22 protein-coding genes are annotated in these 24,143 nt (G+C 61.7%); 15 read left to right on the forward strand and 7 right to left on the reverse strand.

Translation table 11 applies throughout. From position 1 onward, the window contains the following. Positions 1–17: 17 nt before the first annotated feature. The 6 genes from B5526_RS11460 to B5526_RS11485 form a co-directional block, all read right to left on the reverse strand. Positions 18–287, reverse strand: coding sequence for a DUF3297 family protein (locus tag B5526_RS11460; protein ID WP_079538288.1), 270 nt, complete (start codon positions 285–287; stop codon positions 18–20). After that, entirely contained in the window at positions 284–760 is a 477-nt protein-coding gene (locus B5526_RS11465) for a glutathione peroxidase (RefSeq protein ID WP_079544922.1), read from the reverse strand. The genes B5526_RS11460 and B5526_RS11465 overlap by 4 nt, the downstream gene beginning before the upstream one ends. A gap of 91 nt (positions 761–851) precedes the next feature. After that, a complete protein-coding gene (locus B5526_RS11470; protein ID WP_079538289.1) occupies positions 852–2,249 on the reverse strand; it encodes an amidase family protein in 1,398 nt (465 codons plus the stop codon). A gap of 73 nt (positions 2,250–2,322) precedes the next feature. Continuing rightward, complete coding sequence (locus B5526_RS11475) at positions 2,323–2,889, reverse strand: c-type cytochrome (RefSeq protein WP_079538290.1); 567 nt, start codon at positions 2,887–2,889, stop codon at positions 2,323–2,325. Positions 2,890–3,059: 170 nt separating this feature from the next. Further along, the gene (locus B5526_RS11480; protein ID WP_154071263.1) at positions 3,060–4,331 is read right to left on the reverse strand and encodes a PQQ-dependent sugar dehydrogenase; all 1,272 of its coding nucleotides are present in this window, start codon (positions 4,329–4,331) and stop codon (positions 3,060–3,062) included. 190 nt (positions 4,332–4,521) lie between these two features. Further along, entirely contained in the window at positions 4,522–4,779 is a 258-nt protein-coding gene (locus B5526_RS11485; RefSeq protein ID WP_079538291.1) for a DUF6894 family protein, read from the reverse strand. A gap of 305 nt (positions 4,780–5,084) precedes the next feature. Here B5526_RS11485 and pqqA point away from each other — a divergent pair, with 305 nt between their 5' ends. The 12 genes from pqqA to B5526_RS11545 all read left to right on the forward strand — a co-directional run bounded on the left by pqqA (position 5,085) and on the right by B5526_RS11545 (position 17,491). Further along, positions 5,085–5,165, forward strand: a complete 81-nt coding sequence (gene pqqA / locus B5526_RS11490; protein ID WP_009031067.1) for a pyrroloquinoline quinone precursor peptide PqqA — start codon at positions 5,085–5,087, stop codon at positions 5,163–5,165. A gap of 165 nt (positions 5,166–5,330) precedes the next feature. After that, positions 5,331–6,260, forward strand: coding sequence for a pyrroloquinoline quinone biosynthesis protein PqqB (gene pqqB / locus B5526_RS11495; RefSeq protein ID WP_079538292.1), 930 nt, complete (start codon positions 5,331–5,333; stop codon positions 6,258–6,260). Between the two features lie 35 nt (positions 6,261–6,295). Continuing rightward, positions 6,296–7,051, forward strand: a complete 756-nt coding sequence (gene pqqC, locus B5526_RS11500; RefSeq protein ID WP_079538293.1) for a pyrroloquinoline-quinone synthase PqqC — start codon at positions 6,296–6,298, stop codon at positions 7,049–7,051. Between the two features lie 68 nt (positions 7,052–7,119). Further along, positions 7,120–7,431, forward strand: a complete 312-nt coding sequence (gene pqqD / locus B5526_RS11505; RefSeq protein WP_079538294.1) for a pyrroloquinoline quinone biosynthesis peptide chaperone PqqD — start codon at positions 7,120–7,122, stop codon at positions 7,429–7,431. Beyond that, a complete protein-coding gene (gene pqqE / locus B5526_RS11510; RefSeq protein ID WP_079538295.1) occupies positions 7,428–8,636 on the forward strand; it encodes a pyrroloquinoline quinone biosynthesis protein PqqE in 1,209 nt (402 codons plus the stop codon). The genes pqqD and pqqE overlap by 4 nt, the downstream gene beginning before the upstream one ends. Continuing rightward, on the forward strand, positions 8,626–9,615 hold the full coding sequence (pip, locus tag B5526_RS11515) for a prolyl aminopeptidase (protein ID WP_079538296.1): 990 nt from the start codon (positions 8,626–8,628) through the stop codon (positions 9,613–9,615). The genes pqqE and pip overlap by 11 nt, the downstream gene beginning before the upstream one ends. A 13-nt stretch (positions 9,616–9,628) precedes the next feature. After that, positions 9,629–10,297, forward strand: a complete 669-nt coding sequence (locus B5526_RS11520) for a DUF4286 family protein (RefSeq protein ID WP_079538297.1) — start codon at positions 9,629–9,631, stop codon at positions 10,295–10,297. A 268-nt stretch (positions 10,298–10,565) separates the two neighbouring features. After that, on the forward strand, positions 10,566–12,365 hold the full coding sequence (locus B5526_RS11525; protein WP_079538298.1) for an FAD-dependent oxidoreductase: 1,800 nt from the start codon (positions 10,566–10,568) through the stop codon (positions 12,363–12,365). Beyond that, positions 12,335–14,182 (forward strand): 2-oxoacid:acceptor oxidoreductase subunit alpha, encoded by a 1,848-nt coding sequence (locus B5526_RS11530; protein WP_079538299.1) that lies wholly within the window; start codon positions 12,335–12,337, stop codon positions 14,180–14,182. Before B5526_RS11525 ends, B5526_RS11530 begins: the two co-directional genes overlap by 31 nt. Then, on the forward strand, positions 14,179–15,234 hold the full coding sequence (locus B5526_RS11535) for a 2-oxoacid:ferredoxin oxidoreductase subunit beta (protein ID WP_079538300.1): 1,056 nt from the start codon (positions 14,179–14,181) through the stop codon (positions 15,232–15,234). The genes B5526_RS11530 and B5526_RS11535 overlap by 4 nt, the downstream gene beginning before the upstream one ends. A 119-nt stretch (positions 15,235–15,353) precedes the next feature. Further along, on the forward strand, positions 15,354–16,247 hold the full coding sequence (locus tag B5526_RS11540) for a TauD/TfdA dioxygenase family protein (RefSeq protein WP_154071265.1): 894 nt from the start codon (positions 15,354–15,356) through the stop codon (positions 16,245–16,247). After that, a complete protein-coding gene (locus B5526_RS11545) occupies positions 16,247–17,491 on the forward strand; it encodes an MFS transporter (RefSeq protein ID WP_079538301.1) in 1,245 nt (414 codons plus the stop codon). Before B5526_RS11540 ends, B5526_RS11545 begins: the two co-directional genes overlap by 1 nt. On the opposite strand, the gene B5526_RS11550 is transcribed toward B5526_RS11545, so the two are convergent. Beyond that, a complete protein-coding gene (locus B5526_RS11550) occupies positions 17,488–18,294 on the reverse strand; it encodes an alpha/beta hydrolase family protein (protein ID WP_079538302.1) in 807 nt (268 codons plus the stop codon). The genes B5526_RS11545 and B5526_RS11550 overlap by 4 nt on opposite strands. A gap of 435 nt (positions 18,295–18,729) precedes the next feature. Here B5526_RS11550 and B5526_RS11555 point away from each other — a divergent pair, with 435 nt between their 5' ends. From B5526_RS11555 to zwf, 3 genes are read left to right on the forward strand one after another with little or no spacing between them, the layout of a single operon-like run. After that, positions 18,730–21,576: a bifunctional transaldolase/phosoglucose isomerase gene (locus B5526_RS11555; RefSeq protein WP_079538303.1), complete on the forward strand. Its 2,847-nt coding sequence runs from the start codon at positions 18,730–18,732 to the stop codon at positions 21,574–21,576. A 52-nt stretch (positions 21,577–21,628) separates the two neighbouring features. After that, positions 21,629–22,633, forward strand: coding sequence for a phosphogluconate dehydrogenase (NAD(+)-dependent, decarboxylating) (gnd, locus tag B5526_RS11560; protein ID WP_079538304.1), 1,005 nt, complete (start codon positions 21,629–21,631; stop codon positions 22,631–22,633). Then, entirely contained in the window at positions 22,630–24,141 is a 1,512-nt protein-coding gene (gene zwf, locus B5526_RS11565; protein ID WP_079538305.1) for a glucose-6-phosphate dehydrogenase, read from the forward strand. Before gnd ends, zwf begins: the two co-directional genes overlap by 4 nt. The last annotated feature ends 2 nt before the right edge of the window (positions 24,142–24,143 follow it).

The raw sequence follows: 24,143 nt of genomic DNA on the forward strand, positions 1-24,143 counted from the left end.
AATGACGGGGAAACGAATCAGGACGGCCCCTTGTCGCGAAAATAAGGCTCGACCGGGCCGTGCACCTTGATGGTGAGCGGGTTGCCGTAGCGGTCTTTCGCGTTGCCGGCGGTGACGCGGACCCAGCCTTCGCTGACGCAATACTCCTCGACATTGGTCTTCTCGACGCCCTTGAAGCGAATGCCGACATCGCGCGCGAGGAGTTCGGCGTTGTAGTAAGGGCTTTTCGGATCGGTCGACAGGCGATCCGGCAATTGGTCGCTGACGGCGTCTTCGTTCTCGTTCATAGCAGGGCCTCGATTTCTTTGATCAGTCCTTCGGGCTTCGCGGTCGGCGCATGCCGCGCCGCCACCGTCCCAGCGCGATCGACCAGGAATTTTGTAAAATTCCATTTGATCGACGAACCCAGTAGTCCGGATTTTTCCCTCTTCAAATACTCGTAGAGCGGGTGGGCACCAGAGCCATTGACGTCGATCTTGGCGAACATCGGGAAGGTGATGGCATAATTGCTGGTGCAGAACTGCTCGATTTGTTTTGCGTCGCCCGGCTCCTGGTTGCCGAACTGATTGCAGGGAAATCCGAGCACCGAAAAGCCGCGCTGACTGAGTTCCTGATGCAGCGCCTCAAGCCCCTTGTATTGCGGGGTGAAGCCGCAGGCGCTCGCGGTGTTGACGATCAGCAACACCTGCCCCTCGAATCGCTTTAATGGCACGTCCTCGCCGGCAAGCGACTTTGCCGTGAAATCATAAACGCCAGACATCGCGCTGCTTCTCCGCGGGATCAGGTCATTGGTCTTTTTGTTTGAGCATGATCTTTTCGGAAAACCGGTTCCCACTTTTCCGGATCATGCTCTAGCTAACGGGATCGATCGGCATCCGCGGCGTTCCACCCGCCTCGATCGCCACACCCGCGGCCAAGCACAGATCCTCGCGGTAACGGGTGGAGACAATCTGAACGCCGACCGGTACGCGCCCGACCAATCCGGTGGAGACCGTTAGCGCAGGCAGGCCCATGAAGGGAATAGCAATTTGCGGCATCTGCGCCCGCCAGACCCGGGCAAACGAGGCGTCGTCGCGCCGGTCGAGGCCGTCGGGAAACGGCAGTTCGCCGGATACCGGTGTCAGCAACACGGCGTAGGTCTCGAAAAACTGCAGCCATTCGCGGGTCAATGTCGCCCGCCGCGTCAGCGCCTGCGAGAACGCCGCCGCGTCGAATGGAAACACTTTTGCCCTATTGCCGCGCAGGCAGGCAAGCGCGCCGGGATCGCCTTCGCGCTCGGCGGCTTCGAGTTGCGCTTCATAGCCGTCGCCGAGCCAAAGCTTGGTCTGCAGTTCGGCGGCCTCGCGCAGCGGCGGCGGCTCGACCTCTTCGACCACCCATCCGGCACGCTCCAGGCGCTTGCCCGCATCCGCGACCGCGGCTTTCACTTCCGCGACCGTCTCGAGGCCATCCGGCGCTAGACACAGCGCGGCGCGTTTCGGCATCGCGGGCCCCTCCAAGGGCGCCGGCACCCACCAGGGATCGCGCGCATCCCTGCCGGACATGACCTGGAGCGCAATCCTTATGTCGCCGATGGTGCGCGCGAGCGGGCCCGACACCGCGGAAATCTGCGGCCCGATCGGGCGCTCCGGCAGCGAGGCATTGAAGGCCGCGATGCGGCCGACGGTCGGCCGCAGGCCATGAACGCCGCAGGCATAGGCGGGATAGCGGATCGATCCGGCAATATCAGTGCCGTGCGCGATATGCCCGATCCCGGCCGCTGCCGCCGCCCCTGCCCCTCCGGACGAACCGCCCGGCGTGATGCCAGCGTCGCGAGGATTTTTGGTGTCGCCATGGATCAGATTGGTGGTGAACCAGCGGTACGAAAACGCCGGGCAGTTTGTGCGCCCCAGAATGACAGCGCCGGCCTTGCGCAGATTGTCGACCACGGGATTGTTGCTCTTAGCAATCACGTCGCGCTGCAGTTTGAGGCCGTTGGTGGTGGCAAACCCTTGCTGGTCGATATTGACCTTGACGGTGACCGGTACACCCGCAAGCCGGCCCAAATCTTCGTTTCGCGCGATCGCCGCATCGACGGCGCCGGCCTGGGCCAGCACGTCTTCCGGGCGGTGGTCGATAACGGCGTTGATCTTGGGGTTGACCGCGTCGAGGCGAGCCAGCGCCGCCAAGGCCGCCTCCTTCGCCGACACCTTTTTTGACCGTATCAGGGCAGCAATATCGGTGGCCGACAGGCGCCAGAGATCTTCCATGAGTAGCTCCGCTTGAACGCCCGCTTGTAGCGCCGCCTTGACGGCAGCGCCAGCGGGCGAACGTCATGGGGGATCAGCGCAGGCGGGCGATATAATAGGCAAGATCGGCGATCTGATCTGATGTCACCGGCTGCAGCACCTCGGCCATGGTGCCGTCATAGCCGTGGCGGGTATTGTCCTTGTATTCCCGCATGGTTTTGGTGAGGTAATCCTCGCGCTGATCGGCGATGCGCGGAACATTGTCTTTGCCGGAGAAATCGGTGTTGTGGCAGGAATTGCAGCGATGCTGCTGCACCAGCGCCTGGGCGCGAGCCAGCCGCGCCGGGTCGCCGGCGTCGGGCGGAGGCTGCGGTTTCGGCAATTTGGCGATGAAGTCGGAGAACGCGCGAAGATCGTCGTCGGTGAGCGGCTTCGCCATTTCGTTCATCGGCTCGAAGTCACGCAGCTTCTCGCGGAACATGAAAAGCTGGATCAGCGCATAGGGCGCCTGTTGGCCGCCGAGCGAGGGGGTAATTTCGGTCTCGGACTGTCCGTGCTCGCCATGACAGGCAAAGCAGGTCACGGCGCGCTCTTCGATGGTTTCGGCTTTGACGGAGGATGCAAGAAGCACGAGCGCGAGGGCGGCAAAAATTTTATGCATCGGTTAGTCCTGGCACCCTCATTCGTCATTACGAAGCGACGAAGCAATCCCGTCACTCCGTCATTCCGGGATGGTGCGTTAGCACCAGACCCCAGATGCGCAATTGCGCATCGGGGAATCTCGAGATTCCGGGTTCGATGCATCGCATCGCCCCGGAATGACTGCATCACTTACTGCGACGCCACCTTCGGCTTGCCGTAGGTGATGCGGTAGACGGCGCCGTTCCAGTCGTCGGAGACGAGAAGCGAACCGTCCTTCATCTGCAGCACGTCCACCGGACGGCCGACATATTTGTTGTCTTCCAGGAAGCCGGTGATGAACGGCTCGATCGACTTCACCGTGCCGTCCTTGTTCAATTTGACGACGACGACGTCACCGCCGGCCTTGTTGGACCTGTTCCACGAGCCGTGCCGGGCCACGATGATGGCGTCCTTGTAGCTCTTCGGGAACATGTTGCCGGTATAGAAGCGCATGCCGAGCGAAGCGGTATGCGGTCCCATCAGGCCGACCGGCGCGGTGAATTCGCTGCAGGAACGTCCCCAGCCGAATTCGGGATCCGGGATATTGCCCTGGTAGCAGTAGGGCGCGCCGAAATCCTCACCCACTTTGGTGACGCGATTGAGTTCGTCCTGCGGCACGTCTTCCGACAGCCAGTCGCGGCCATTGTCGGTGAAGTAGAGCTGCTTGGTTTCCGGATGCCAGTCGAAGCCGACTGAATTGCGGACGCCGAGTGCGACCACTTCCGCGCCCGTGCCGTCGAGATTGATCCGCCTGATCTGGCCATGGGCGTCGTCATGCAACACGTTGTTGCCGGGCTGCCCGACCGGAATATAAAGCTTGTTGTCGGGTCCGATGGCGATGAACTTCCAGCCATGGGCCTCGTCCTTCGGCAAATTGTCGTAGATCACCGTCGGCTTCGGCGGATTATCAAGATTGTCCTCGACCTTGTCGATCTTGGAGATTTTCGACAGTTCGGCGATGTAGAGCGTGCCGTTCTTGAACGCGACGCCATTCGGGCGGTAGAGGCCTGAGGCCAGAACCTTGACCGTCCGCTTGCCGTCCTTGTCGGAGATCGCATAGACCTTGTCGACGAGGCGGCTGCCGACAAACACCGTGCCCTTGTCGCCGAGCGCCAGCGAACGCGCATTGGCCATGCCGGCGGCATAGACCTCGATATTGAATCCGGCCGGTACCTTGAGCTTCGCCAATGGCAGTTTGTCAGTTGCCGCCGGGAGCGGCGGCGCCACGACTGGGGCCAATTTCGCCGCCGCCACGTTGTCGGGACGCCCGATCAGCGGTGAACCCGGCGGAAGCGGCGCGGCGGCAGCGGGCGCCGCCGCGGCGGGCGGATTGGCCGGCTGCTGCGCGGCGGCGGCACACGTGAATGCGCCGATAAAAGCGCCGGCGAGCAACAGGCTGCGCGGCGGTGAATAGATTCTCATGACGTTCTCCCCTATGGTGGAAGCCCTTTCCACGCGGCAACACGATGCCGGCGCCAAGTGAGCTTTCCTGGACGGCAGTCTCCGATATTTCTCCGCCCATGCGCAATCGGAAACATACGGGGTGAGATCGTAAGGTGAGACGCGACGCGGTGGAATATCGGCGAGCCGGGGGTGTCGCGCCCCGAGCGCGTCAGTGTTTTGTCGCGGGAATATCGGAGCGACCGAGAAGCGCCTCGGTAAACGGAAACTCCAGCACGATCTCGCCTTCATCGTCGGTCACTTCGATGACCGCATTCAACAAGCCCGCTTGCGCGCCTTCGGTTTTTAATAGTTCCCGGATCATCGCGCGCGCGACTTCCCAGGCGCGGTCCGCATTGCGCAGAGTTTCACCTTCGGGATCGGCGATCAGTTCATCACCGATACGGGTATTGAAGAAATAGCGCGGCATAGCTTGAAATCCACTTTGGCTGGGGCCGGGCTGTTAGGAACCGGCGAGTTCTCACGAGTTCTTTATCTGGAGTGCGCCGGACGGTCTCGACGTGGCGCGCGTGTCCGGATCAGCGTGCCCAGTCTGAACCCGTTGATCCATCTTTGGTTTGACAGCGGCGGCGCACAAATAAGTGAAATCCTTTCGCGATGCAGCATAGGAATCCAAGGCTTTATGACAAAAGATTTCACTGGCGAACTTTTCAATCCCGATTAGTTTATCTTGGGTGAGGGCGGAGTTCGTCCGGTTTAACAAGGAGAGCCAAAATGGCCTGGAAGACCCCGAAGATCGTCGAAGTGCCGGTCGGCATGGAAATCAACATGTATGCGTGCGCCGCCCGCAAATAAGCGGCTGCGAGGGCTTCAGGTTTTGAAGCTTCACGTTTTGACTTAAGGTGGACCTCCAGGCGTGACACGTTCCTGAATCGAGGATCGTGGCCATTCCCGGTGTCCACCTTCGAGCTTTTTCAAGCTCGGAATCTCTCAAAGCTTGGATTCTCCGGGAGACGGATCATGCTTCGCGTCGTCGTCCTGGGCGCCGCGGCAGGTGGTGGCGTTCCGCAATGGAATTGCGGATGTGCGGTTTGCAGGACAGCGCGAACCGAGCAACCCGAACTTCAGAGCACCCAGGCTTCGGTCGCGGTCAGCCGTGATGGTGAGCATTGGTTCTTGATCAATGCGTCTCCCGATCTGCGCCAGCAACTGATCGGAACACCGCAGCTTCATCCGAAAGCAGGTGAGCTTCGCCATTCTCCGATATCGGGCGTCATCCTGACCAACGGAGAAATTGATGCGGTCGCAGGGCTGTTGTCGATGCGCGAAGGCTCGCCGTTTTCGATCTACGCGCACGCAAAAGTGCTTGCGATCCTCAAGGCCAACAGCATCTTCAACGTGCTGAACGAGAAGAACGTGCGCCGCGAGGCGATCGAGGTGGACCAGGCATTCGAGCCGGCATTGCCCGACGGCTCGCCGTCCGGCATCGAGGTGCTGCCGTTCACGGTTCCCGGCAAGAGCGCGTGGTATCTCGAAGGCGAGACTCACCCCGGCGGCGATGACGGCGCCGGCGACACGCTTGGACTTCGGGTCAGCGACAGAGCGACGGCAAAACATTTCTATTTTCTCGCCGCCTGCGCCGGTGTCACGGACGAGTTGAAATCCCGGCTTGCCGGTGCGCCTTTGGTCTTCTTCGATGGCACGGTGTGGCGCGACGATGAGTTGATTGCCGCCGGCCTCGGTAACAAGACCGGGCAGAGCATGGGACATATCGCGATGTCGGGCGAACATGGCGCGATCGAGGCGCTGGCTCAGCTTGATATCGGGAAGAAGATGTTTCTGCATATCAACAATTCGAATCCGGCGCTGCTGCCCTCCTCGCCTGAGCGCAAGATGGCCGAGCGCGCGGGCTGGCAGATTCCCGCCGATGGAACGGAGATCGTGCTTTGAACGTAGTAACCTCGAACGCAGCGACCTTGAACGGGATGACCGCGTTTTCGCTCGGCAGCGACACACCGCTGAACACACCTGCGGAACTGGAAGCGGCGCTGCGCCAGATCGGGGCCACCCGCTATCACAATCTGCACCCGTTTCACCGGCTGTTGCATGGCGGCAAGCTGAACAAGGGACAGGTGCAGGCCTGGGCGCTGAACCGCTATTATTACCAGAGCACGATCCCCATCAAAGACGCGGTGGTGATCTCGCGCTTCCGCGACCGCGGCACCCGGCTGGAATGGCGGCACCGCATCGAAGACCATGACGGCGATCTCGGCACCGAAGGCGGCATCGAGCGCTGGCTCAAGCTGACCGAAGGGCTAGGGCTCGACAGCGCCTATGTGGAATCCGCCGAAGGCATCCTGCCCGCGACGCGCTTTGCGGTGGACGCCTATGTGCATTTCGTCCGGGACAAGTCCCCGCTGGAAGCCATCGCCTCCTCGCTGACGGAACTGTTCGCGCCGAACCTGCACGAGGAACGCATCTCGGGCATGCTGGCGCATTACGACTTCGTCAATCCCGACATCATGAGCTATTTCAGCCGGCGGATGCAGCAGGCGCCGCGCGACGCCAATTTTGCCCTTGATTACGTCAAGGCCAATGCCAAAACGCCGGCGGAGCGCGAAGCCGTCTGTAATGCGCTATTGTTCAAGACCAATGTGCTTTGGGTCCAGCTCGATGCGCTGTATCATGCCTATGTCGAGGGCCATGTGCCGCCGGGCGCGTTTGTGCCCAAAGCCAACTAGAGCATGATCCGGAAAAGTGGGAACCGGTTTTCCGAAAAGATCATGCTCAAACAACTAGAGGCAAAGCGATGGCAGGCAGCCGCAACATCAATGTCAGCGAGGCGAGCCGGCCCGTGCTGCCGCGGCATGCCAAGCTGAAATTCGATGAGACGCGGCAGGTCTGGGTGATCCTGGCGCCGGAGCGCGTGCTGGCCCCGGACGAGATCGCGGTAGAGGTGCTAAGGCTTTGCGATGGCGTCCGCAGCGTCGGCGAGATGGTCGACCAGCTCGCCGCGAAATACACAGCCGACCGCGGCGCGATTGCGACCGATGTCGTCGCCATGCTGCAGGACCTTGCCGACAAGGGATTTTTGATTGAAGCGCGGGAGAAGGCTTCGTGAGTCCGACGCTAACCGATGCCGGCGTAGCGGCAAGCGAACCCTCCGACGGGCTCGCGGTGCTGGAGGGCCGCGGCTCGACCGCCGAGACGTTCGGGATTCCACTCGCGGTGCTCGCCGAATTGACGCATCGCTGTCCCCTCCAATGCCCCTACTGCTCCAATCCGGTCGAGCTGGACCGCAGTGGCAGTGAACTCACCACCGAGGAATGGAAGAAGGTCCTTTCCGAGTTGGCCGAGATCGGTGTGCTGCAAATCCATTTCTCCGGCGGCGAGCCGACCGCGCGCAAGGATCTGGTCGAGCTGGTACAGCACGCCAGCGATGTCGGGCTTTACTCCAATCTCATCACGTCGGCGGTGCTGCTGACCAAGGAAAAGCTTGGCGCGCTGGCCGACGCCGGGCTGTGTCATGTGCAGATCAGCTTTCAAGGCAACGAGCCGGTGGTCGCCGATCGGGTCGCCGGCTTCAAGGATGCGCACAAAAAGAAAATAGAAGTCGCAAAATGGACGCGCGAACTGGATTTGCCGCTGACGGTCAATGCGGTCATGCATCGGCAAAACCTGCATCAGCTTTGCGACATCATCCAGATGGCGGTCGATCTCGACGCCGACCGGCTGGAAGTCGCCAATGTGCAATATTACGGCTGGGCCCTTAAGAACCGCGCAGCGCTGATGCCGACCCTGGCGCAGATCGAGGAAACTAGCCGCCTTGTCGAGGAGGCGCAGGCGCGGCTGAAGGGCGTCCTCGCCATCGACTATGTGGTGCCGGATTATTACGCGCTGCGCCCGAAGAAATGCATGGGCGGCTGGGGCCGGCAGTTCTTCAACATCTCGCCTGCCGGCAAGATTTTGCCATGCCATGCCGCCGAAAGCATTACCGGGCTCGAATTCCTCTCGGTACGTTCAAATCATTCGATCGCCTGGATCTGGCAGAATTCCGAAGCCTTCAATCGTTATCGCGGCACCGGCTGGATGCCCGAGCCCTGCAAGAGCTGCGAATTCAGGGAAGTCGATTTCGGCGGCTGCCGCTGCCAGGCTTTTGCCCTGACCGGCAATGCCGGCAATACCGACCCGGCCTGCACGCTGTCGCCGATGCATGAGCAGATCTTCAAACTGGCCGAGGCCGAGGCCGCCAGCAACAACAATCGTTTCATCTATCGCAATTTCGCCGGTGGCACGCTGGAGACAGGCGGCGACGATGGCGCCTGACGCCGACGCCGGCAAATCCCTAAACCAACGCGCCGATCCGTTCGCGCCGCTGACGTCAGAATGGCTATCGGTCGGCGACGGCCATGAGGTCTACGTCGAAACCCTCGGCCGCGCCGGCGGCATTCCCGCGGTCTACCTGCATGGCGGGCCCGGCAGCGGCTGCCAACCGGATCACCGCCGGTTGTTCGATCCCGAGCGCTTTCACGCCGTCTTGTTCGACCAGCGCGGCGCGGGCCGCAGCCGCCCCAAGGGCGGCCGCGAAAACAATACGCTCTCCCATCTGATCGCGGACATGGAGATCATCCGCGAGAAATTTGCCATCCCGCGCTGGATGGTTGTCGGCGGCTCCTGGGGTGCGACCTTGGCGCTGGCTTACGCGCAGGCGCACCCCGACCGGGTCACGGGCATCGTGTTGCGCGCGACTTTTCTCGGCACGCGCGAAGAATTGGAAGGCGCATTTCTCCACGCGCTGCCGCGCTTCCATCCGGACCTCAGCGACGATTTCCTTAAAGTCTTGCCGAGGAAAGAGCGCGTGAAGCCGCTCGATGCCTACTGGCGCCGCATTCTCTCTCCCGATCCAGCCGTGCACGGCCCGGCCGCCCGCGCCTGGCACGACACCGAGCGGGTCCTTTCCGAACACGCGCCCGGGCGTCTCCGGCTCGATCCTAATTCGCTCAATTCGACGCGCACCCTGCCCGCCACGCCGTTCATGGAAGCGCATTACTTCCAGAACGAGTGCTTTATGCGACCGGGTCAACTCCTGGCGGACGCGAAAAAGCTTAATCGAATTCATGGCATGATCGTGCAAGGCCGCTACGATCTGCTGTGCCCGCCGGCGACATCGCATGCGCTAAACGCCGCATGGCCGGACTCTGAAATTCGCATGGTCGAGGGCGCCGGCCATTCGCTGTACGATCCCGGCGTCAGGGATGCCGTGATGAAGGCGATCGCGGATCTGGCCTCAGAAATCACTCAATAGGGATTTTCACAACATGCCGCTTGCCGGAAAAGGAATGCTGCTGACCTCGATGCACATCGATCCATCCGATGAGGCCGACTTCAATCGGTGGTATGACCGTGAACATCTATTGGAGCGGGTCGCCATCGAAGGTTTTCTGGAAGCCCGGCGCTATGTCGCGCATCAGGGTTCTCCAAAATATCTCTGCCTCTATTCCACCGCGACCTTCGACGTGCTTGACAGCCCGACCTACCGCACCGCATTGATGAATCCGACCGATTGGTCGAAGAAAAACCTCGCGCGCTTCAAGAACATGATCCGCGCGGTCGCGCGCATCACCATCAGCCGCGGACAGGGCCGCGGCGCGGCGCTCGGCATCATCCGCCTCCGCCCCGCTGCCGGCAGCGGGGATAAATTGCGTAGCGCATTGCGAGACAAACTCGATCCGGAAAAACTCGACGGTATCCTCTCTATGCATTTGATCGAGAACGATCCCGTGCTTTCCAAGCCGCTCACCGACGATCCCCCGGTGTCAGATCCCGGCGCCGGCGACTGGTTCGTCCTGATCGATGCCACAGATGTGAACGCGGTCGCTGGCGCGATCGCTGCGCGCTTCACCGGACCCGCTGCCTTCGAGGGAGGAATACAGGTGTCCGCTGGGAGTTATAAATTGATGTGGGATTTGGCGAAGAGCGACATTTGATTGTCCTGATTCAAGGCGTGTGCCCAACAAGACGACAATGCTGCAGTGCCGCATGCATTGCAGCCGCGTTAAATGCTGGGCGGCTAATCCACCAGGGAATGACGATTAAGCAAATAATGGCTTTTCAGTGCAGCGCCGATCATGTTGAATGCTTGGATTCACTAAGCCCATGATATGGCAGGCAAACCACAAGAGCGCCGTGATGAGCGTTCACAACAGAAGTCAAAGGCCGAGCGGCTTCGCTTAAACCGCACGGAACAAGGTAGGAATGAAACCGACTGATATCGCGCCACCCGACTATTTTCACAAAGTGGTCGACTGCCAGTGGGCCTGTCCCGCACATACGCCCGTTCCCGAATACATCCGCCTGATCGCCGAGGGCCGCTACAGCGACGCTTACATGATCAATTGGAAATCGAACGTGTTTCCCGGAATTTTGGGGCGCACCTGCGATCGTCCATGCGAGCCCGCGTGCCGCCGCGGCCGTGTCGAGGAAACGCCCGTCGCGATCTGCCGGTTGAAGCGCGTCGCCGCCGACTTCAAGGACGACGTCAAGCACCGCATGCCGCGGCCGTCGGCGAAGAACGGCAAGCGCATCGCGATCATCGGCGGCGGCCCCGCCTCGCTCGCGGTCGCCCGCGATCTCGCGCCGATCGGCTATCACTGCACCGTGTTCGACCAGGACCCCAAGGCCGGCGGCATGATGCGCACGCAGATCCCGAAATTCCGGCTGCCGGATTCGGTGATCGACGAGGAAACCGACTACATTCTCGATCTCGGCATCGAGTTCAAAGGCGGGCATCGCATCGACAGCCTGAAGAAACTGCTCAGCGAAAATTACGACGCGATCTTTGTCGGCTCCGGCGCGCCGCGCGGCCGCGAGCTCGATATTCCCGGCCGCAAGGAAGCAGCCAGCAATGTCCACATCGGCATCGACTGGCTCTCCAGCGTGTCGTTCGGCCACACCGACAAGATCGGCAAGCGCGTGATCGTGCTCGGCGGCGGCAACACCGCGATGGATTGCTGCCGCACCGCGCGCCGTCTCGGTGGCGAGGACGTCAAGGTGATCGTGCGCTCCGGCTTCGAGGAGATGAAGGCGAGCCCTTGGGAAAAAGAAGACGCCATGCATGAGGACATCCCGATCCTCAATTTCATGGTGCCGGTCGCTTTCACCCACGACAATGGCAAGCTCACCGGCGTCACCTTCCAGAAGGTGAAGGCCGAATACGATGCCAAGGGCCGGCGCAATCTGGTGCCGACGGGCGAACCGGATCAGACCATCGCATGCGACGACGTGCTGGTGGCGGTCGGCCAGGAAAATGCGTTCCCCTGGATCGAGCGCGACTGCGGTGTCGAATTCGACAAATGGGACATGCCCAAGGTCGATCCGAAAACCATGGGCTCGACCAATCCAAAGGTGTTTTTCGGCGGCGACGCCGCGTTCGGCCCAAAGAACATCATCTGGGCGGTGGCGCACGGCCACGACGCTGCGCTGTCGATCCACAAGCTTTGCTCCGGCGAGGATATCACCGAGCGTCCGTTGCCTGAGGTGCAGATCTCCTCGCAGAAGATGGGCATCCACGAATGGAGCTACGACAACGACATCTCCGCCGACAAGCGTTACAGGGTGCCGCATCGCGACAAGGTGGTGGCGCTCAAGGACATCCGCGCCGAGGTCGAGCTCGGCTATGACGTCAAGCTGGCGCTCGGCGAGGCGCAGCGCTGCCTTAACTGCGATATTCAGACCGTGTTCACCGCGCCGCTCTGCATCGAATGCGACGCCTGCGTCGATATCTGCCCGATGGACTGCATCACCTTCACCGAGAATGGCGAGGAAGCCGATCTGCGCGGGCGGCTGAAGGCGCCCTCGCCGCATCCGGACCAGGACCTCTATGTCGCCGACGGCCTCAAGACCGGGCGGGTGATGGTGAAGGATGAAGACGTCTGTCTGCATTGCGGGCTGTGCGCCGAACGCTGTCCGACCGGCGCCTGGGACATGCAAAAATACCTCATCGATATGACTTACGCAGGTTCATCATGCCCGTCCAAAAGCCGATCAGCAGCGTAAACGACTTCGTCGTCCGCTTCGCCAACGTCAATGGCTCGGGTTCGGCGAGCGCCAACGAACTGTTCGCTCGCTCCATCCTGCGCCATGGCGTGCCGGTTTCACCGCGCAACATCTTCCCGTCGAACATCCAGGGCCTGCCGACCTGGTACGAGGTGCGGGTCACCGAGGACGGCCATCTCGGCGCCCGCGGTGGCGTCGACATGATGGTGGCGATGAACCCGCAGACCTGGGACAACGACCTCGCCTCGATCGAGCCCGGCGGCTATTTGTTCTACGACTCGACCAAGCCGATGCCGCAGTCGAAATTCCGCGCCGACATCTCCGTGATCGGCGTGCCGCTGACCGCGATCACCAACTCGACCTATACCGATCCCCGCCAGCGCCAGCTGTTCAAGAACATCATCTATCTCGGCGCGCTGTGCGCGCTGCTCGACATGGACCCGAAGCTGGTCGAGCAATTGATCGCCGAACAATATAAGGGCAAGGAAAAGTTGTTGTCCTCGAACGTCCACGCGCTGCATCTCGGCCGCGACTGGGCGTTGCAAAATCTGAAATGCCCGATCGGCCTGCGGGTCAAGAAAGCCGACAAGGTCGGCGACCGCATCTTCATCGAGGGCAACAGCGCGGCGGCGCTAGGGGCGGTCTATGGCGGCGCCACCGTGTGCGCGTGGTACCCGATCACGCCGTCGTCCTCGCTTGCCGACGCCTTCGCCAGCCACTGCAAGAAGCTGCGGCACGATCCCGAGACCGGCAAGGCCAAATACGCCATCGTCCAGGGCGAGGACGAACTCGCCTCGATCGGCATCGTGATAGGTGCGTCGTGGAACGGCGCGCGCGCCTTTACCGCGACCTCCGGCCCCGGCATCTCGCTGATGCAGGAGTTCATTGGGCTTTCCTACTTCGCCGAGATTCCGGCCGTGATCATGGACGTGCAGCGCGCCGGTCCCTCGACCGGCATGCCGACGCGGACCCAGCAATGCGACATCCTGGCCTGCGCCTATGCTTCGCATGGCGACACCAAGCACGTGTTGCTGTTTCCGGAAGACCCGGCGGAGGCCTTCGAATTCGCCGCCACCGCCTTCGATCTTGCCGAACGGCTGCAGACCACGATCTTCGTGATGCTCGATCTCGATATCGGCATGAATCACAGGCTGTGCCGCCCGCTGCGCTGGGACGACGCCAGGCAATATGACCGCGGCAAGGTGATGACCGCGGAGATGCTGGAAGCGGGCCGCGATTTCGGCCGCTATCTCGACGTCGACGGCGACGGCATTCCCTACCGCACCTATCCGGGCACCCATCCGACCAAAGGCTCGTTTTTCACCCGCGGCACCTCGCGCGACCGTTACGCGCGCTATTCCGAGGAAGGCGCGGTTTACGCCGACAACATGCAGCGGCTGGTGCGCAAGTTCGAAACCGCCCAGGACATGGTGCCGCGACCGTTGCAGGCCAACGCCGCCAAGCCGACCAAATACGGCGTGATCTATTTCGGCTCGACCTCACCGGCGATGGACGAGGCGATCGGGCTGTTGGAAGCACGCGGGCACGAGCTCGACCGCTTGCGGATCCGCGCCTTCCCCTTCCATTCCAGCGTCGCGAGTTTTATTGCCGACCATGACTTTGTGTATGTGGTCGAGCAGAACCGCGATGCGCAGCTGCGCTCGCTGATCGTCAACGAGAACGGCATCGATCCGGTCCGGCTGGTTCCGATCGTGCATTATGACGGTACGCCAATCACCGCGCGCTTCATCGCCGGCGCCATCGGCGACCATCAGGACCACCTCAAGGTTACACCGCTCCGCAAGGCTGTCACATGACCTACATCGCAAAGCCGAAGTTCCATCATCCGGGCCTTCCGAAAAACGATCTCGGCTTCACCCACCGCGATTACGAAGGCAAGATCTCGACGCTGTGCGCCGGCTGCGGCCACGACTCGATCACGGCTTCCATCATCGAAGCCTGCTACGAGCTGTCGATCGAGCCGCATCGGGTGGCAAAAATTTCGGGTATTGGCTGCTCCTCGAAGACGCCGGACTATTTCCTCGGCAATTCGCACGGCTTCAATTCGGTTCATGGCCGCATGCCGTCGGTCCTGACCGGCGCCAATCTCGCCAACCGCGACCTGATCTATCTCGGCGTCTCCGGCGACGGCGATTCCGCCTCGATCGGCTTCGGCCAGTTCGCGCATTCGATCCGGCGCGGCGTCAACATGACCTATATCGTCGAGAACAACGGCGTTTACGGCCTCACCAAAGGCCAGTTCTCGGCCACCGCCGACCGCGGCTCGAAATCCAAGAAGGGCGTGGTGAATACCGACAACGCCATCGACCTGGTCGCGATCGCGCTGCAGCTCGGCGCTAGTTTTGTGGCGCGGAGCTTTTCCGGCGACAAGACCCAGTTGGTGCCGCTGATTGCCGCTGCGATCCAGCACAAGGGCTCGGCCTTTATCGACGTGATCAGCCCGTGCGTGGCATTCAACAATCACGCCGGTTCGACCAAGAGCTTCGATTATGTGCGCGAGCACAATGATGCGGTGAACCGGCTCGACGTCATCACCGGCCGCGACCCGATCACGGTGGATTACGCGCCGGGGACGGTGCAGGTGGTCGAGCAGCACGACGGCACGCGGCTGGCATTGCGCAAGATCGACGCGGATTACGACGCGCATGATCGCGTCGCTGCGATGGCGTTCCTGCAGAAGCACGCCGCCAAGGGTCAGATCGTCACCGGATTGCTCTATGTCGATCCCGACTCGGAAGACCTGCACCACCATCTTGACACGGTCGAGACGCCGCTCAACGGGCTCGACGAGAAAGCGCTGTGCCCCGGCTCCGCGGCGCTGGACAAGATCAACGCCAGCCTGCGGTAAGTGGGAGCCTATAAACCCAAAATGCATACACCGCGGTTACTTGGTTGTGCCGTAGCCTTCCCTCGCCGGCCGCGCGATGATAGCAGTGAGGGATTGGTCCATGCAGCTGGAGGATTCCGATGGCTCTGAGCGTCGAGCGTGGTGTTTCAGGCGACGCCAGTGGGCCGATCGATGAGATTCCGACCGGAGCGGCGCTGGGCGCCGAGATACGCGGCATCGATCTCAGATATCTCGACGCATTGCAGTTCGAGGCCGTCAAGCGTGCCTGGCACGACCATCAGGTCATTTTGGTGCGTGGCCAGACGCTCAGCGACCAGGACCTCATCGCGTTCAGCCGCCGCTTCGGCGACCTCGACTGGGCGCCGGTACAGGAGACGGGCCGGCGCTTCGTCGACGGGCTGCCTGAAATCTACATCGTTTCAAACGTCACCGTGAACGGTCAGGCGATCGGCAGCCTCGGCGCCGGCGAAGCCGTGTGGCATACCGACATGTCGTATCTCGATGTACCGCCGATGGCGAGCATGCTTTACGCGCTTGAGGTGCCGCCGGCCGGCGGCAACACCTCGTTTTGCAGCATGTACGCGGTTTACGAAGCACTGCCGGACAAGTTGAAGCGCCGGATCGCGAACCTGAAAATCAAGCACGACGGCACCTACAATAGCGGCGGCTATCTGCGCCAGGGCGTCACCGCAACCGACGATCCGCGGACGTCACCAGGCGCCGTACACCCGCTGGTCTGCACCCACCCCGACACCGGGCGGCGCATGCTTTACCTCGGCCGCCGGCGCAATGCGTATCTCATGGGGCTCGAACTTGCCGACTCCGAGGCGCTGCTCGACGAATTGTGGGATTACGTCGCTCGCCCGGAGTTTGCCTGGGAGCACGTGTGGCGGGTCGGCGATCTGGTACTGTGGGACAACCGCTGCACCATGCATCGGCGCGACCCGTTCGACGCCTCGGCACGGCGCATCATGCATCGAACCCAGATCAAGGGCAGCGCGGCGCCCCTCTGATGCGCTGGTTGAGTGTCTCCAATACGGTCCTGCTGATCATTTGCCTGATGTACCTGATCCTCTATGTGGATCGGGTCAACATCTCGACGGCCGCGCCGCTGATCAAGGCGGACCTCAATCTAAGCAATACCCAACTCGGCCTGGCTTTCTCGGCATTCGCCTATCCCTACGCGCTGTTCCAGCTGATCGGAGGCTATTTCGGCGACAGATTCGGTGCCCGGCTGACGCTGTTCGTCAGCGGTCTGATCGTATGCGCGGCAACGGCGGCAACCGGCGCCGTCGGCGGACTCGCGAGCCTGTTCGCCGCACGGCTCGTTCTCGGGATCGGCGAAGGCGCGACTTTTCCGACCGCGACGCGCGCGATGGCGGCATGGGTGCCGGAACGCAGTTGGGGTTTCGCCCAGGGCATTACGCATTCCTCGGCCCGAATCGGAAACGCGGTAACGCCACCTCTGATCGCCTTGCTGGTCGGGCTGGTGTCGTGGCGCGGTGCGTTCGTAGTCCTGGCACTGTTGAGCCTGATCTGGGTCGTGGTCTGGTTGTGGAATTTCCGCGATATACCAGCAGCGCCGCCCCTGACCGCCGAGGAACTTGCGAGGCTTCCCACACGCAGCCGTGGAAGTGCGACCACGCCGGTGCCCTGGCTCAAATTATTTCGTCGCATGCTGCCGGTGACCGCGGTCGATTTTTGCTACGGCTGGACGCTGTGGCTGTTCCTGAGCTGGATACCATCGTTTTTTTACCAGAACTATCAGCAGAATCTGATGCAATCGGCATTCTATTCAGCGGGCATCTTCCTTGCCGGCGTGATCGGCGACACCTTGGGCGGTGTGGTGAGCGACCAGATCCTGCACCGTACGGGCGACCGGACCAAGGCACGGCGCAACGTTATCGTCGCCGGTATGCTCGGCGGCTTTCTGTTCCTGATTCCAGTGATGCTGGTTCACGATGTCAACGTTGCGGCGATCTCGCTCGCGGCGGCATTCTTTTCTGTCGAATTGGTGGTAGCACCGATCTGGGCAGTTCCGATGGACATTGCGCCAAAATATTCCGGATCCGCGAGCGGCATGATGAATTTCGGCTTCGGCGTTGCCGGCATCATTTCGCCCTTCGTGTTTGGTTATTTGATCGACCGAACCGGCAGCTGGACTTTGCCGTTTGCCGGCTCAATTTGTCTGTTGTTGTTAGGTGCCGGACTTGCCTTTCGCATGCATCCGGACCGGCCATTCGACGTGGGGCCTTAGGCGTATCGCTCGGTTCCGTATGGCGGCGTCTGGACGAAAGTGACGTTGCCGCCGGCATTCGCAAAGGCGGCGGTGAGCAGCGACGTCAGCTTTGGGTTGAAAAAATGATCGTTTTCCGCCGATACCCAGAGCAAGGGTGTGCGGGATGTCTTGCCATATTGGGCGAAGGCCGCGACAAGCTGCTTTTCGCCGCAAACCGTATCGTCGCTGGTGGATCCCCTTCCCGGCGCAAAGGCGATGGCGGCGGCGAGATCACGCGGCGGGTCGGCGGTCAGCGCCACCGTTGCGAAAGCACCGGCCGAAACCCCGACGCTGATCCACTTGCCCTTACTGACATAGGGCTGCGCGGTCATGAATTTTGCGACGGCGGCGATATCGGCCGCCCCGGCGCGCCCGGCATTGGCGTAATTCGGATTGGCGCAGGAGCCATAATCTTCGGCCCACCCTCCCTCGGAAAGACCATAGCCGCGGCGCAGGAAGGCGACCGCGACAAAGCCACGTCGCGCAAACGCCATCGCCTCCGACCACATCCGGTACGGCGACGTCTTGGGGCGGTCGCTCCGGCTTCGTGGCGAGCCGTGATTGAGCAGTGCGAGCGGATGGGGCAAATTGTCGTCCGGCCGAAGCACGATCGCTTCCAGCTTGACCGACACTGAGCCGCCCGACCAGGAAACGGCCGCCGGTATTATCAGCGCGTCAAGATGGATTTCCTCGGCCCAGCCTTGCCCGGCCGAAATGGCTGCAAGTGTAAGCGCCAGCAGGAACGCTTTCGCAGAAATTCCAATACGTGCCGTGTAACTCATTGATCCCGCCCGCTACTTGCGGGGCTAATCTGCATCGATCGGCGCGCATCCGGCAATCGCCGCCAGGGCGCAATACCCAGATATCGCGAAACATCAAGGGGCTGATCACAATTGGTGTGAATGAGGCCGGTTCTGATCGATCGCGTCGGTTTCGCCGTCGCTAAACAGCCGATTTCTGAGGGGATCGAGCGGTTGTGAATGGCGTTATGTCGGGGGGATTACGACATATTTTCCTCGCGAGCGCGGGCTAAGGACAGGTTGACAACATTCGGCGTCCGGCCGGAAGGTGCGGAACCCCAAAGCATGATCCGGAAAAGTGGGTACCGGTTTTCCGAAAAGATCATGCTCAAACAAAAAGTTAGAGCGGGATGACGTTTCAAAGAAAAGTCATCACGCTCTAGGAAATAGACCAAGCTCGAACAGAAGCAGGGCATCATGAATCCCGTCAAAGCACTCGAAAATCACAGCCAGTCGGTCTGGCTCGACTTCCTGGCCCGCGGCTTCGTCGCCAAGGGCGACCTGCAGAAGCTGATCGACAGCGACGGGGTCAAGGGCGTCACGTCGAACCCGTCGATTTTCGAGAAGGCGATCGGAAGTTCGGACGAATATGACGGCGCGATCGGCAACGCCTTGAAAAAAGGCGATCGCCCGGTGGCCGAGTTGTTCGAGCATCTCGCCGTCGAGGACATCCAGCACGCGGCCGACGTGCTGCGCCCGGTCTACGATCAGCTCAACGGCAACGACGGCTTTGTCAGCCTGGAAGTGTCGCCCTATCTGGCGATGGATACCAAGGGCACCATCGCCGAGGCCGAGCGGCTGTGGAAGGACGTCAGCCGCAAGAATTTGATGGTCAAGGTGCCGGCGACGCCGGAAGGCCTTCCCGCGATCGCGCATCTGATCGGCGAAGGCATCAGCATCAACATCACGCTATTGTTCTCGCAAAAGGTCTATGTGCAGGTCGCCGAAGCCTACCTGAAGGGGCTTGAAAAATATGTCGCCGGCGGCGGCGATCCCTCCCATGTCGCAAGCGTCGCCAGCTTCTTCGTCAGCCGCATCGACAGCGCGGTCGACAAGCAGCTCGACGAGAAGATCGCCCGCGCCAACGACCCGACCGAAAAGGAGCGCCTCGCCGCGCTGAAGGGCAAGGTCGCCATCGCCAACGCAAAACTCGCTTATCAGGAATATAAGCGGCTGTTTTCGGGGCCGCGCTGGAACAAGCTGGCCGCCAAGGGGGCAAAACCGCAGCGCCTGCTGTGGGCCTCGACCGGCACCAAGAACAAGGACTATCGCGACGTGCTCTATGTTGAGGAGCTGATCGGCCCCAACACCGTCAATACCGTGCCGCCGGCAACGCTCGACGCCTTTCGCGATCACGGCAAGGTGCGCGACAGTCTCGAAGAAAATGTCGACGAGGCGCGGCACGTGCTGGCCGAGCTCGAGAAATCCGGCATCTCGCTCGATGCGATCACGGCTGAACTCGTCAAGGACGGCGTCAAACTGTTCGCGGACGCCGCCGACAAGCTTTACGGCGCGGTCGCGCACAAGCGCGCCACCGTGCTCGGCGGCACCATCGACCGCCAGGACCTGAAACTCGGAAGTGATATCGGCAAGGCGGTCGAGACCGCCACCGAGGAATGGCGCCTCTCGGCGAAAATACGCCGGCTCTGGAGCCACGATAAATCAGTATGGACCGGAACCGACGAGGACAGATGGCTGGGTTGGCTGAACAGCCCCGCCGCCGCCGATGTCGCCGATTACGAGGATTTCGCGCGGCGCGTGAAAGGACAAAATTTCAGCGACGCCGTGGTGCTCGGCATGGGCGGATCGAGCTTGGGTCCGGAAGTGCTGGCGGAGACTTTTGCGAAGAAGCCCGGCTTCCCGAAATTGCACGTGCTGGACTCGACCGATCCCGCGCAGGTCCGCGCCATGGAGAAGGCGGTCGATATCGCAAAAACCCTGTTCATCGTCTCCAGCAAGTCCGGCGGCACCACCGAACCCAATGTGATGAAGGACTATTTCTTCGCCTGCGTCTCGAAGGCGATCGGCGCTGAGAAGGCCGGGCATCGCTTCATCGCGGTGACCGATCCCGGCTCGTCGTTGGAGAAGCTAGCGACCAAGCAGGGCTTTGCCCGCATCTTCCACGGCGATCCCACGATCGGCGGGCGCTACTCGGTGCTCTCGCCGTTCGGGCTGGTACCGGCCGCGGCCGCCGGCATCGACGTCCGCACGCTGATAAAGCAGACGCTGGCGATGGTGCGCTCCTGCGGGCCGGACGTGCCGCCGCAGGAAAATCCGGGCGTCCAGCTTGGCCTCGCCATGGGGCTCGCCGGCCTCGACGGCCGCGACAAGGTGACGATCGTCTCGTCGAAGAAGATTTCCGATTTCGGTGCCTGGGCCGAGCAATTGATCGCGGAATCCACCGGCAAGGAAGGCAAGGGCCTGATCCCGATCGACGGCGAGCCGCTGGGCGAGCCAGAGATCTATGGCAACGACCGCTTCTTCATCGACATTTCAACCGAAGGCGAAAGCGATGCCGCGCATGAGGACAAGCTCGCCGCGCTGGAAAAGGCCGGGCACCCGGTCGTGCGCATCGTCATGAAATCGGTCGACCACATCGGCCAGGAATTTTTCCGGTTTGAAGTGGCAACCGCTGTCGCCGGCGCAATCCTCGGCATCAATCCGTTCAACCAGCCCGACGTCGAGGCCGCCAAGATCAAGACCCGGGAATTGACCGCGGCGTTCGAGAAATCCGGCACACTGCCGCCGGAGCAGCCGGTGATGTCCACGGCGCAAGCCGATCTCTACACCGACCAGAAAAATGCCGCTGACTTGCGCAAGGCCGGCGCCGATGGCGATCTCAGCTCCTGGCTGAAAGCCCACCTCTCCCGCATCCATGCGGACGACTATATGGCGCTGCTTGCTTATATCGAGCGCGATCATGCGCATATCGACACGTTGCAGCACATGCGGCTCGAAGTGCGCGACAAGCGCCATGTCGCGACCTGCGCCGAATTCGGCCCGCGTTTCCTGCATTCCACCGGCCAGGCCTACAAGGGTGGCCCGGACAGCGGGGTATTTTTGCAGATCACCGCGGATGATGCCGAAGACGTCCCCGTCCCCGGCCAAAAAGCGAGCTTTGGCGTGATCAAGGCCGCCCAGGCCCGCGGCGATTTCGACGTACTGACCGAGCGCGGCCGCCGTGCGCTGCGCGTGCATCTGAAGGGCGATCTCGACGCTGGCTTAAAGATGCTCGATCGTGCGATTGTCGAGGCATTGAACTAGCGCATGATCGGCTTTCGGAAAGAGTTCATGCTCAGGGAATAAAGGTGCAAAGATGCAGCTCGGCATGATCGGCCTGGGCCGGATGGGCGGTAATATCGTCCGCCGGCTGATGAAGCGCGGACACTCAACCGTGGTCTACGACAAGGACCCGAAGGCGGTTGCGGCCATCGCCGCCGACGGCGCGGTCGGCTCAACCGCCCTGGAAGATTTTGTCAAGAAACTCGAGAAGCCGCGAACCGCCTGGGTGATGCTGCCGGCGGGCAAGATCACCGAAGCCACCATCGATGCATTGTCGAAGCTGATGGAGAGCGGCGACGTCATCATCGACGGCGGCAACACGTTCTGGCAGGACGACGTCCGCCGCGGCAAGGCGCTGAAGGAGCGCGGCATCCACTATGTCGACGTCGGCACCTCGGGCGGCGTCTGGGGCATCGATCGCGGCTACTGCATGATGATCGGCGGCGACAAGGCCGTGGTCGACCGCCTCGACCCGATCTTCGCGGCACTGGCGCCGGGTGCCGGCGACATCCCGCGCACCGAGGGACGCGAGGGACGCGATCCGCGCATCGAGCAGGGCTACATTCACGCCGGCCCTGTCGGCGCCGGGCACTTCGTCAAGATGGTTCACAACGGCATCGAGTATGGCCTGATGCAGGCCTATGCCGAAGGTTTTGACATTTTGAAGAACGCCAATATCGAGGCGCTGCCGCCGGAGCATCGCTTCGATCTGGATATTGCCGACATTGCCGAGGTCTGGCGGCGCGGCAGCGTGATCCCGTCATGGCTGCTCGATCTCACGGCCTCGGCGCTCGCGCAAAATCAGACGCTGGATAATTATTCGGGGTTCGTGGAGGATTCCGGCGAAGGCCGCTGGACGGTGAACGCCGCCGTCGACGAAGCCGTCCCGGCCGAAGTGCTGACCGCGGCGCTGTTTGCGCGCTTCCGCTCGCGCAAGGAGCATACCTTCGCGGAAAAAATTCTCTCCGCCATGCGTGCCGGTTTCGGCGGCCACAGGGAGCCGCCGAAGCAGTCCGGTTCGAAGGCTGATGCAAAATGACCGTCAGTCAAGCAAAACAAAAAAAGCCCGATCCCTGCTCCATTGTGATCTTCGGCGTGACCGGCGATCTCGCACACCGGCTGGTGGTCCCTTCTCTCTATAACCTTGCAGCTAACGATCTTTTGCCGGACAATTTCTGCATCGTCGGTATCGCCCGCAAGGCCATGTCGAACGAGGAATTGACCGACAGCCTGACCAAAGGACTCCACCAGTTTGCCACCCGCAAGGTAGACGACGCTCTCGCCAGACGCCTGCTGGCATGTGTCACTTGCATCGAGGCCGATCCGAAAGACCCGGCGTCGTTCGATGCGATGCGCGAGCAGCTCGACAGGCTGGAGGCCGCGCGGAAAACCGGCGGCAACCGGCTGTTCTATCTGGCGACCCCGCCCGATGCCTTCCTTCCGATCAGCAAGGAGCTCGGCCGCACCGGCATGCTGACGGAAAATGGTGCATGGCGGCGGCTGGTGGTGGAAAAGCCCTTCGGTACCGATCTCGCCTCGGCGGAGGCGTTGAACAGCGAACTGCTGAAGCTTGTCGACGAGCACCAGATTTACCGGATCGATCATTATCTCGGCAAGGAGACCGTCCAGAACATCCTGGTGCTGCGCTTCGCCAATGGCATGTTCGAACCGATCTGGAATCGCAATCACATCGACCATATCCAGATCACCGTCGACGAGAAACTTGGCGTCGGCCATCGCGGCAGCTTCTACGACGCGACCGGAGCCTTGCGCGACATGGTGCCGAACCATCTGTTCCAGTTGCTGTCGCTGGTCGCAATGGAGCCGCCGGCGAAATTCAATGCCCATGCGGTGCGCTCGGAAAAAGCCGAAGTGCTGGCGGCGATCCAGACCCAGAGCGAGGAAGAGGCGCTGCGCAATTCGGTGCGCGGGCAATATCGGGCGGGCAAGGTCGGCGATACCGAGATCGACGACTATCGCAAGACCGAAAACGTCAACCCCGGCAGCACCACGGAGACCTATGCCGCACTGAAGCTGACGATCGACAACTGGCGCTGGGCCGGCGTGCCGTTTTACCTGCGCACCGGCAAGGCGCTTGGCATCAAGCGCACCGAGATCGCGATCAAGTTCAAGCAGGCGCCGTTTGCGATGTTCCGCGACACGCCGGTGGAAAGGCTTTCGCAAAATTTCCTGATCATCTCGACCGAGCCGACCGAAGGCATCGCGTTGCAGTTCAATACCAAGGTGCCGGGACCGGCGATCGATATCGACGGCGTCGAGATGAAGTTCCGCTACAAGGATTACTTCCAGGCCGAACCCTCAACCGGTTACGAGACGCTGATCTATGACTGCATGATCGGCGACAACATCCTGTTTCAGCGCGCCGATGGCGTGGAAGCCGGCTGGCAGGCGGTACAGCCATTCCTCGATGCCTGGAAGAAGGCCGGTGGCAAGGGGCTGAAGGTTTACGAACCCGGCAGCGAAGGGCCCGAAGAGGCCAGCGAACTGTTGGAACGCGACGGCCGAAACTGGCGGAAGCTCACTTGACG

The sequence above is a fragment of the Bradyrhizobium lablabi genome (assembly GCF_900141755.1).
Classification (GTDB): Bacteria; Pseudomonadota; Alphaproteobacteria; order Rhizobiales; family Xanthobacteraceae; genus Bradyrhizobium; species Bradyrhizobium lablabi_A.

Bases quoted from the DNA above. Each gene is read 5' to 3' on its own strand.
- B5526_RS11470 (WP_079538289.1), bottom strand. From the start codon at position 2,249: ATGGAAGATCTCTGGCGCCTGTCGGCCACCGATATTGCTGCCCTGATA.
- pqqB (WP_079538292.1), top strand. From the start codon at position 5,331: ATGCTTCGCGTCGTCGTCCTGGGCGCCGCGGCAGGTGGTGGCGTTCCG.
- B5526_RS11555 (WP_079538303.1), top strand. From the start codon at position 18,730: ATGAATCCCGTCAAAGCACTCGAAAATCACAGCCAGTCGGTCTGGCTC.
- pip (WP_079538296.1), top strand. From the start codon at position 8,626: ATGGCGCCTGACGCCGACGCCGGCAAATCCCTAAACCAACGCGCCGAT.
- pqqA (WP_009031067.1), top strand. From the start codon at position 5,085: ATGGCCTGGAAGACCCCGAAGATCGTCGAAGTGCCGGTCGGCATGGAA.
- B5526_RS11545 (WP_079538301.1), top strand. From the start codon at position 16,247: ATGCGCTGGTTGAGTGTCTCCAATACGGTCCTGCTGATCATTTGCCTG.
- B5526_RS11535 (WP_079538300.1), top strand. From the start codon at position 14,179: ATGACCTACATCGCAAAGCCGAAGTTCCATCATCCGGGCCTTCCGAAA.
- B5526_RS11520 (WP_079538297.1), top strand. From the start codon at position 9,629: ATGCCGCTTGCCGGAAAAGGAATGCTGCTGACCTCGATGCACATCGAT.
- B5526_RS11465 (WP_079544922.1), bottom strand. From the start codon at position 760: ATGTCTGGCGTTTATGATTTCACGGCAAAGTCGCTTGCCGGCGAGGAC.
- B5526_RS11480 (WP_154071263.1), bottom strand. From the start codon at position 4,331: ATGAGAATCTATTCACCGCCGCGCAGCCTGTTGCTCGCCGGCGCTTTT.
- B5526_RS11525 (WP_079538298.1), top strand. From the start codon at position 10,566: ATGAAACCGACTGATATCGCGCCACCCGACTATTTTCACAAAGTGGTC.
- pqqD (WP_079538294.1), top strand. From the start codon at position 7,120: ATGGCAGGCAGCCGCAACATCAATGTCAGCGAGGCGAGCCGGCCCGTG.
- gnd (WP_079538304.1), top strand. From the start codon at position 21,629: ATGCAGCTCGGCATGATCGGCCTGGGCCGGATGGGCGGTAATATCGTC.
- B5526_RS11475 (WP_079538290.1), bottom strand. From the start codon at position 2,889: ATGCATAAAATTTTTGCCGCCCTCGCGCTCGTGCTTCTTGCATCCTCC.
- B5526_RS11485 (WP_079538291.1), bottom strand. From the start codon at position 4,779: ATGCCGCGCTATTTCTTCAATACCCGTATCGGTGATGAACTGATCGCC.
- zwf (WP_079538305.1), top strand. From the start codon at position 22,630: ATGACCGTCAGTCAAGCAAAACAAAAAAAGCCCGATCCCTGCTCCATT.
- B5526_RS11550 (WP_079538302.1), bottom strand. From the start codon at position 18,294: ATGAGTTACACGGCACGTATTGGAATTTCTGCGAAAGCGTTCCTGCTG.
- pqqC (WP_079538293.1), top strand. From the start codon at position 6,296: ATGACCGCGTTTTCGCTCGGCAGCGACACACCGCTGAACACACCTGCG.
- B5526_RS11540 (WP_154071265.1), top strand. From the start codon at position 15,354: ATGGCTCTGAGCGTCGAGCGTGGTGTTTCAGGCGACGCCAGTGGGCCG.
- B5526_RS11460 (WP_079538288.1), bottom strand. From the start codon at position 287: ATGAACGAGAACGAAGACGCCGTCAGCGACCAATTGCCGGATCGCCTG.
- B5526_RS11530 (WP_079538299.1), top strand. From the start codon at position 12,335: ATGCCCGTCCAAAAGCCGATCAGCAGCGTAAACGACTTCGTCGTCCGC.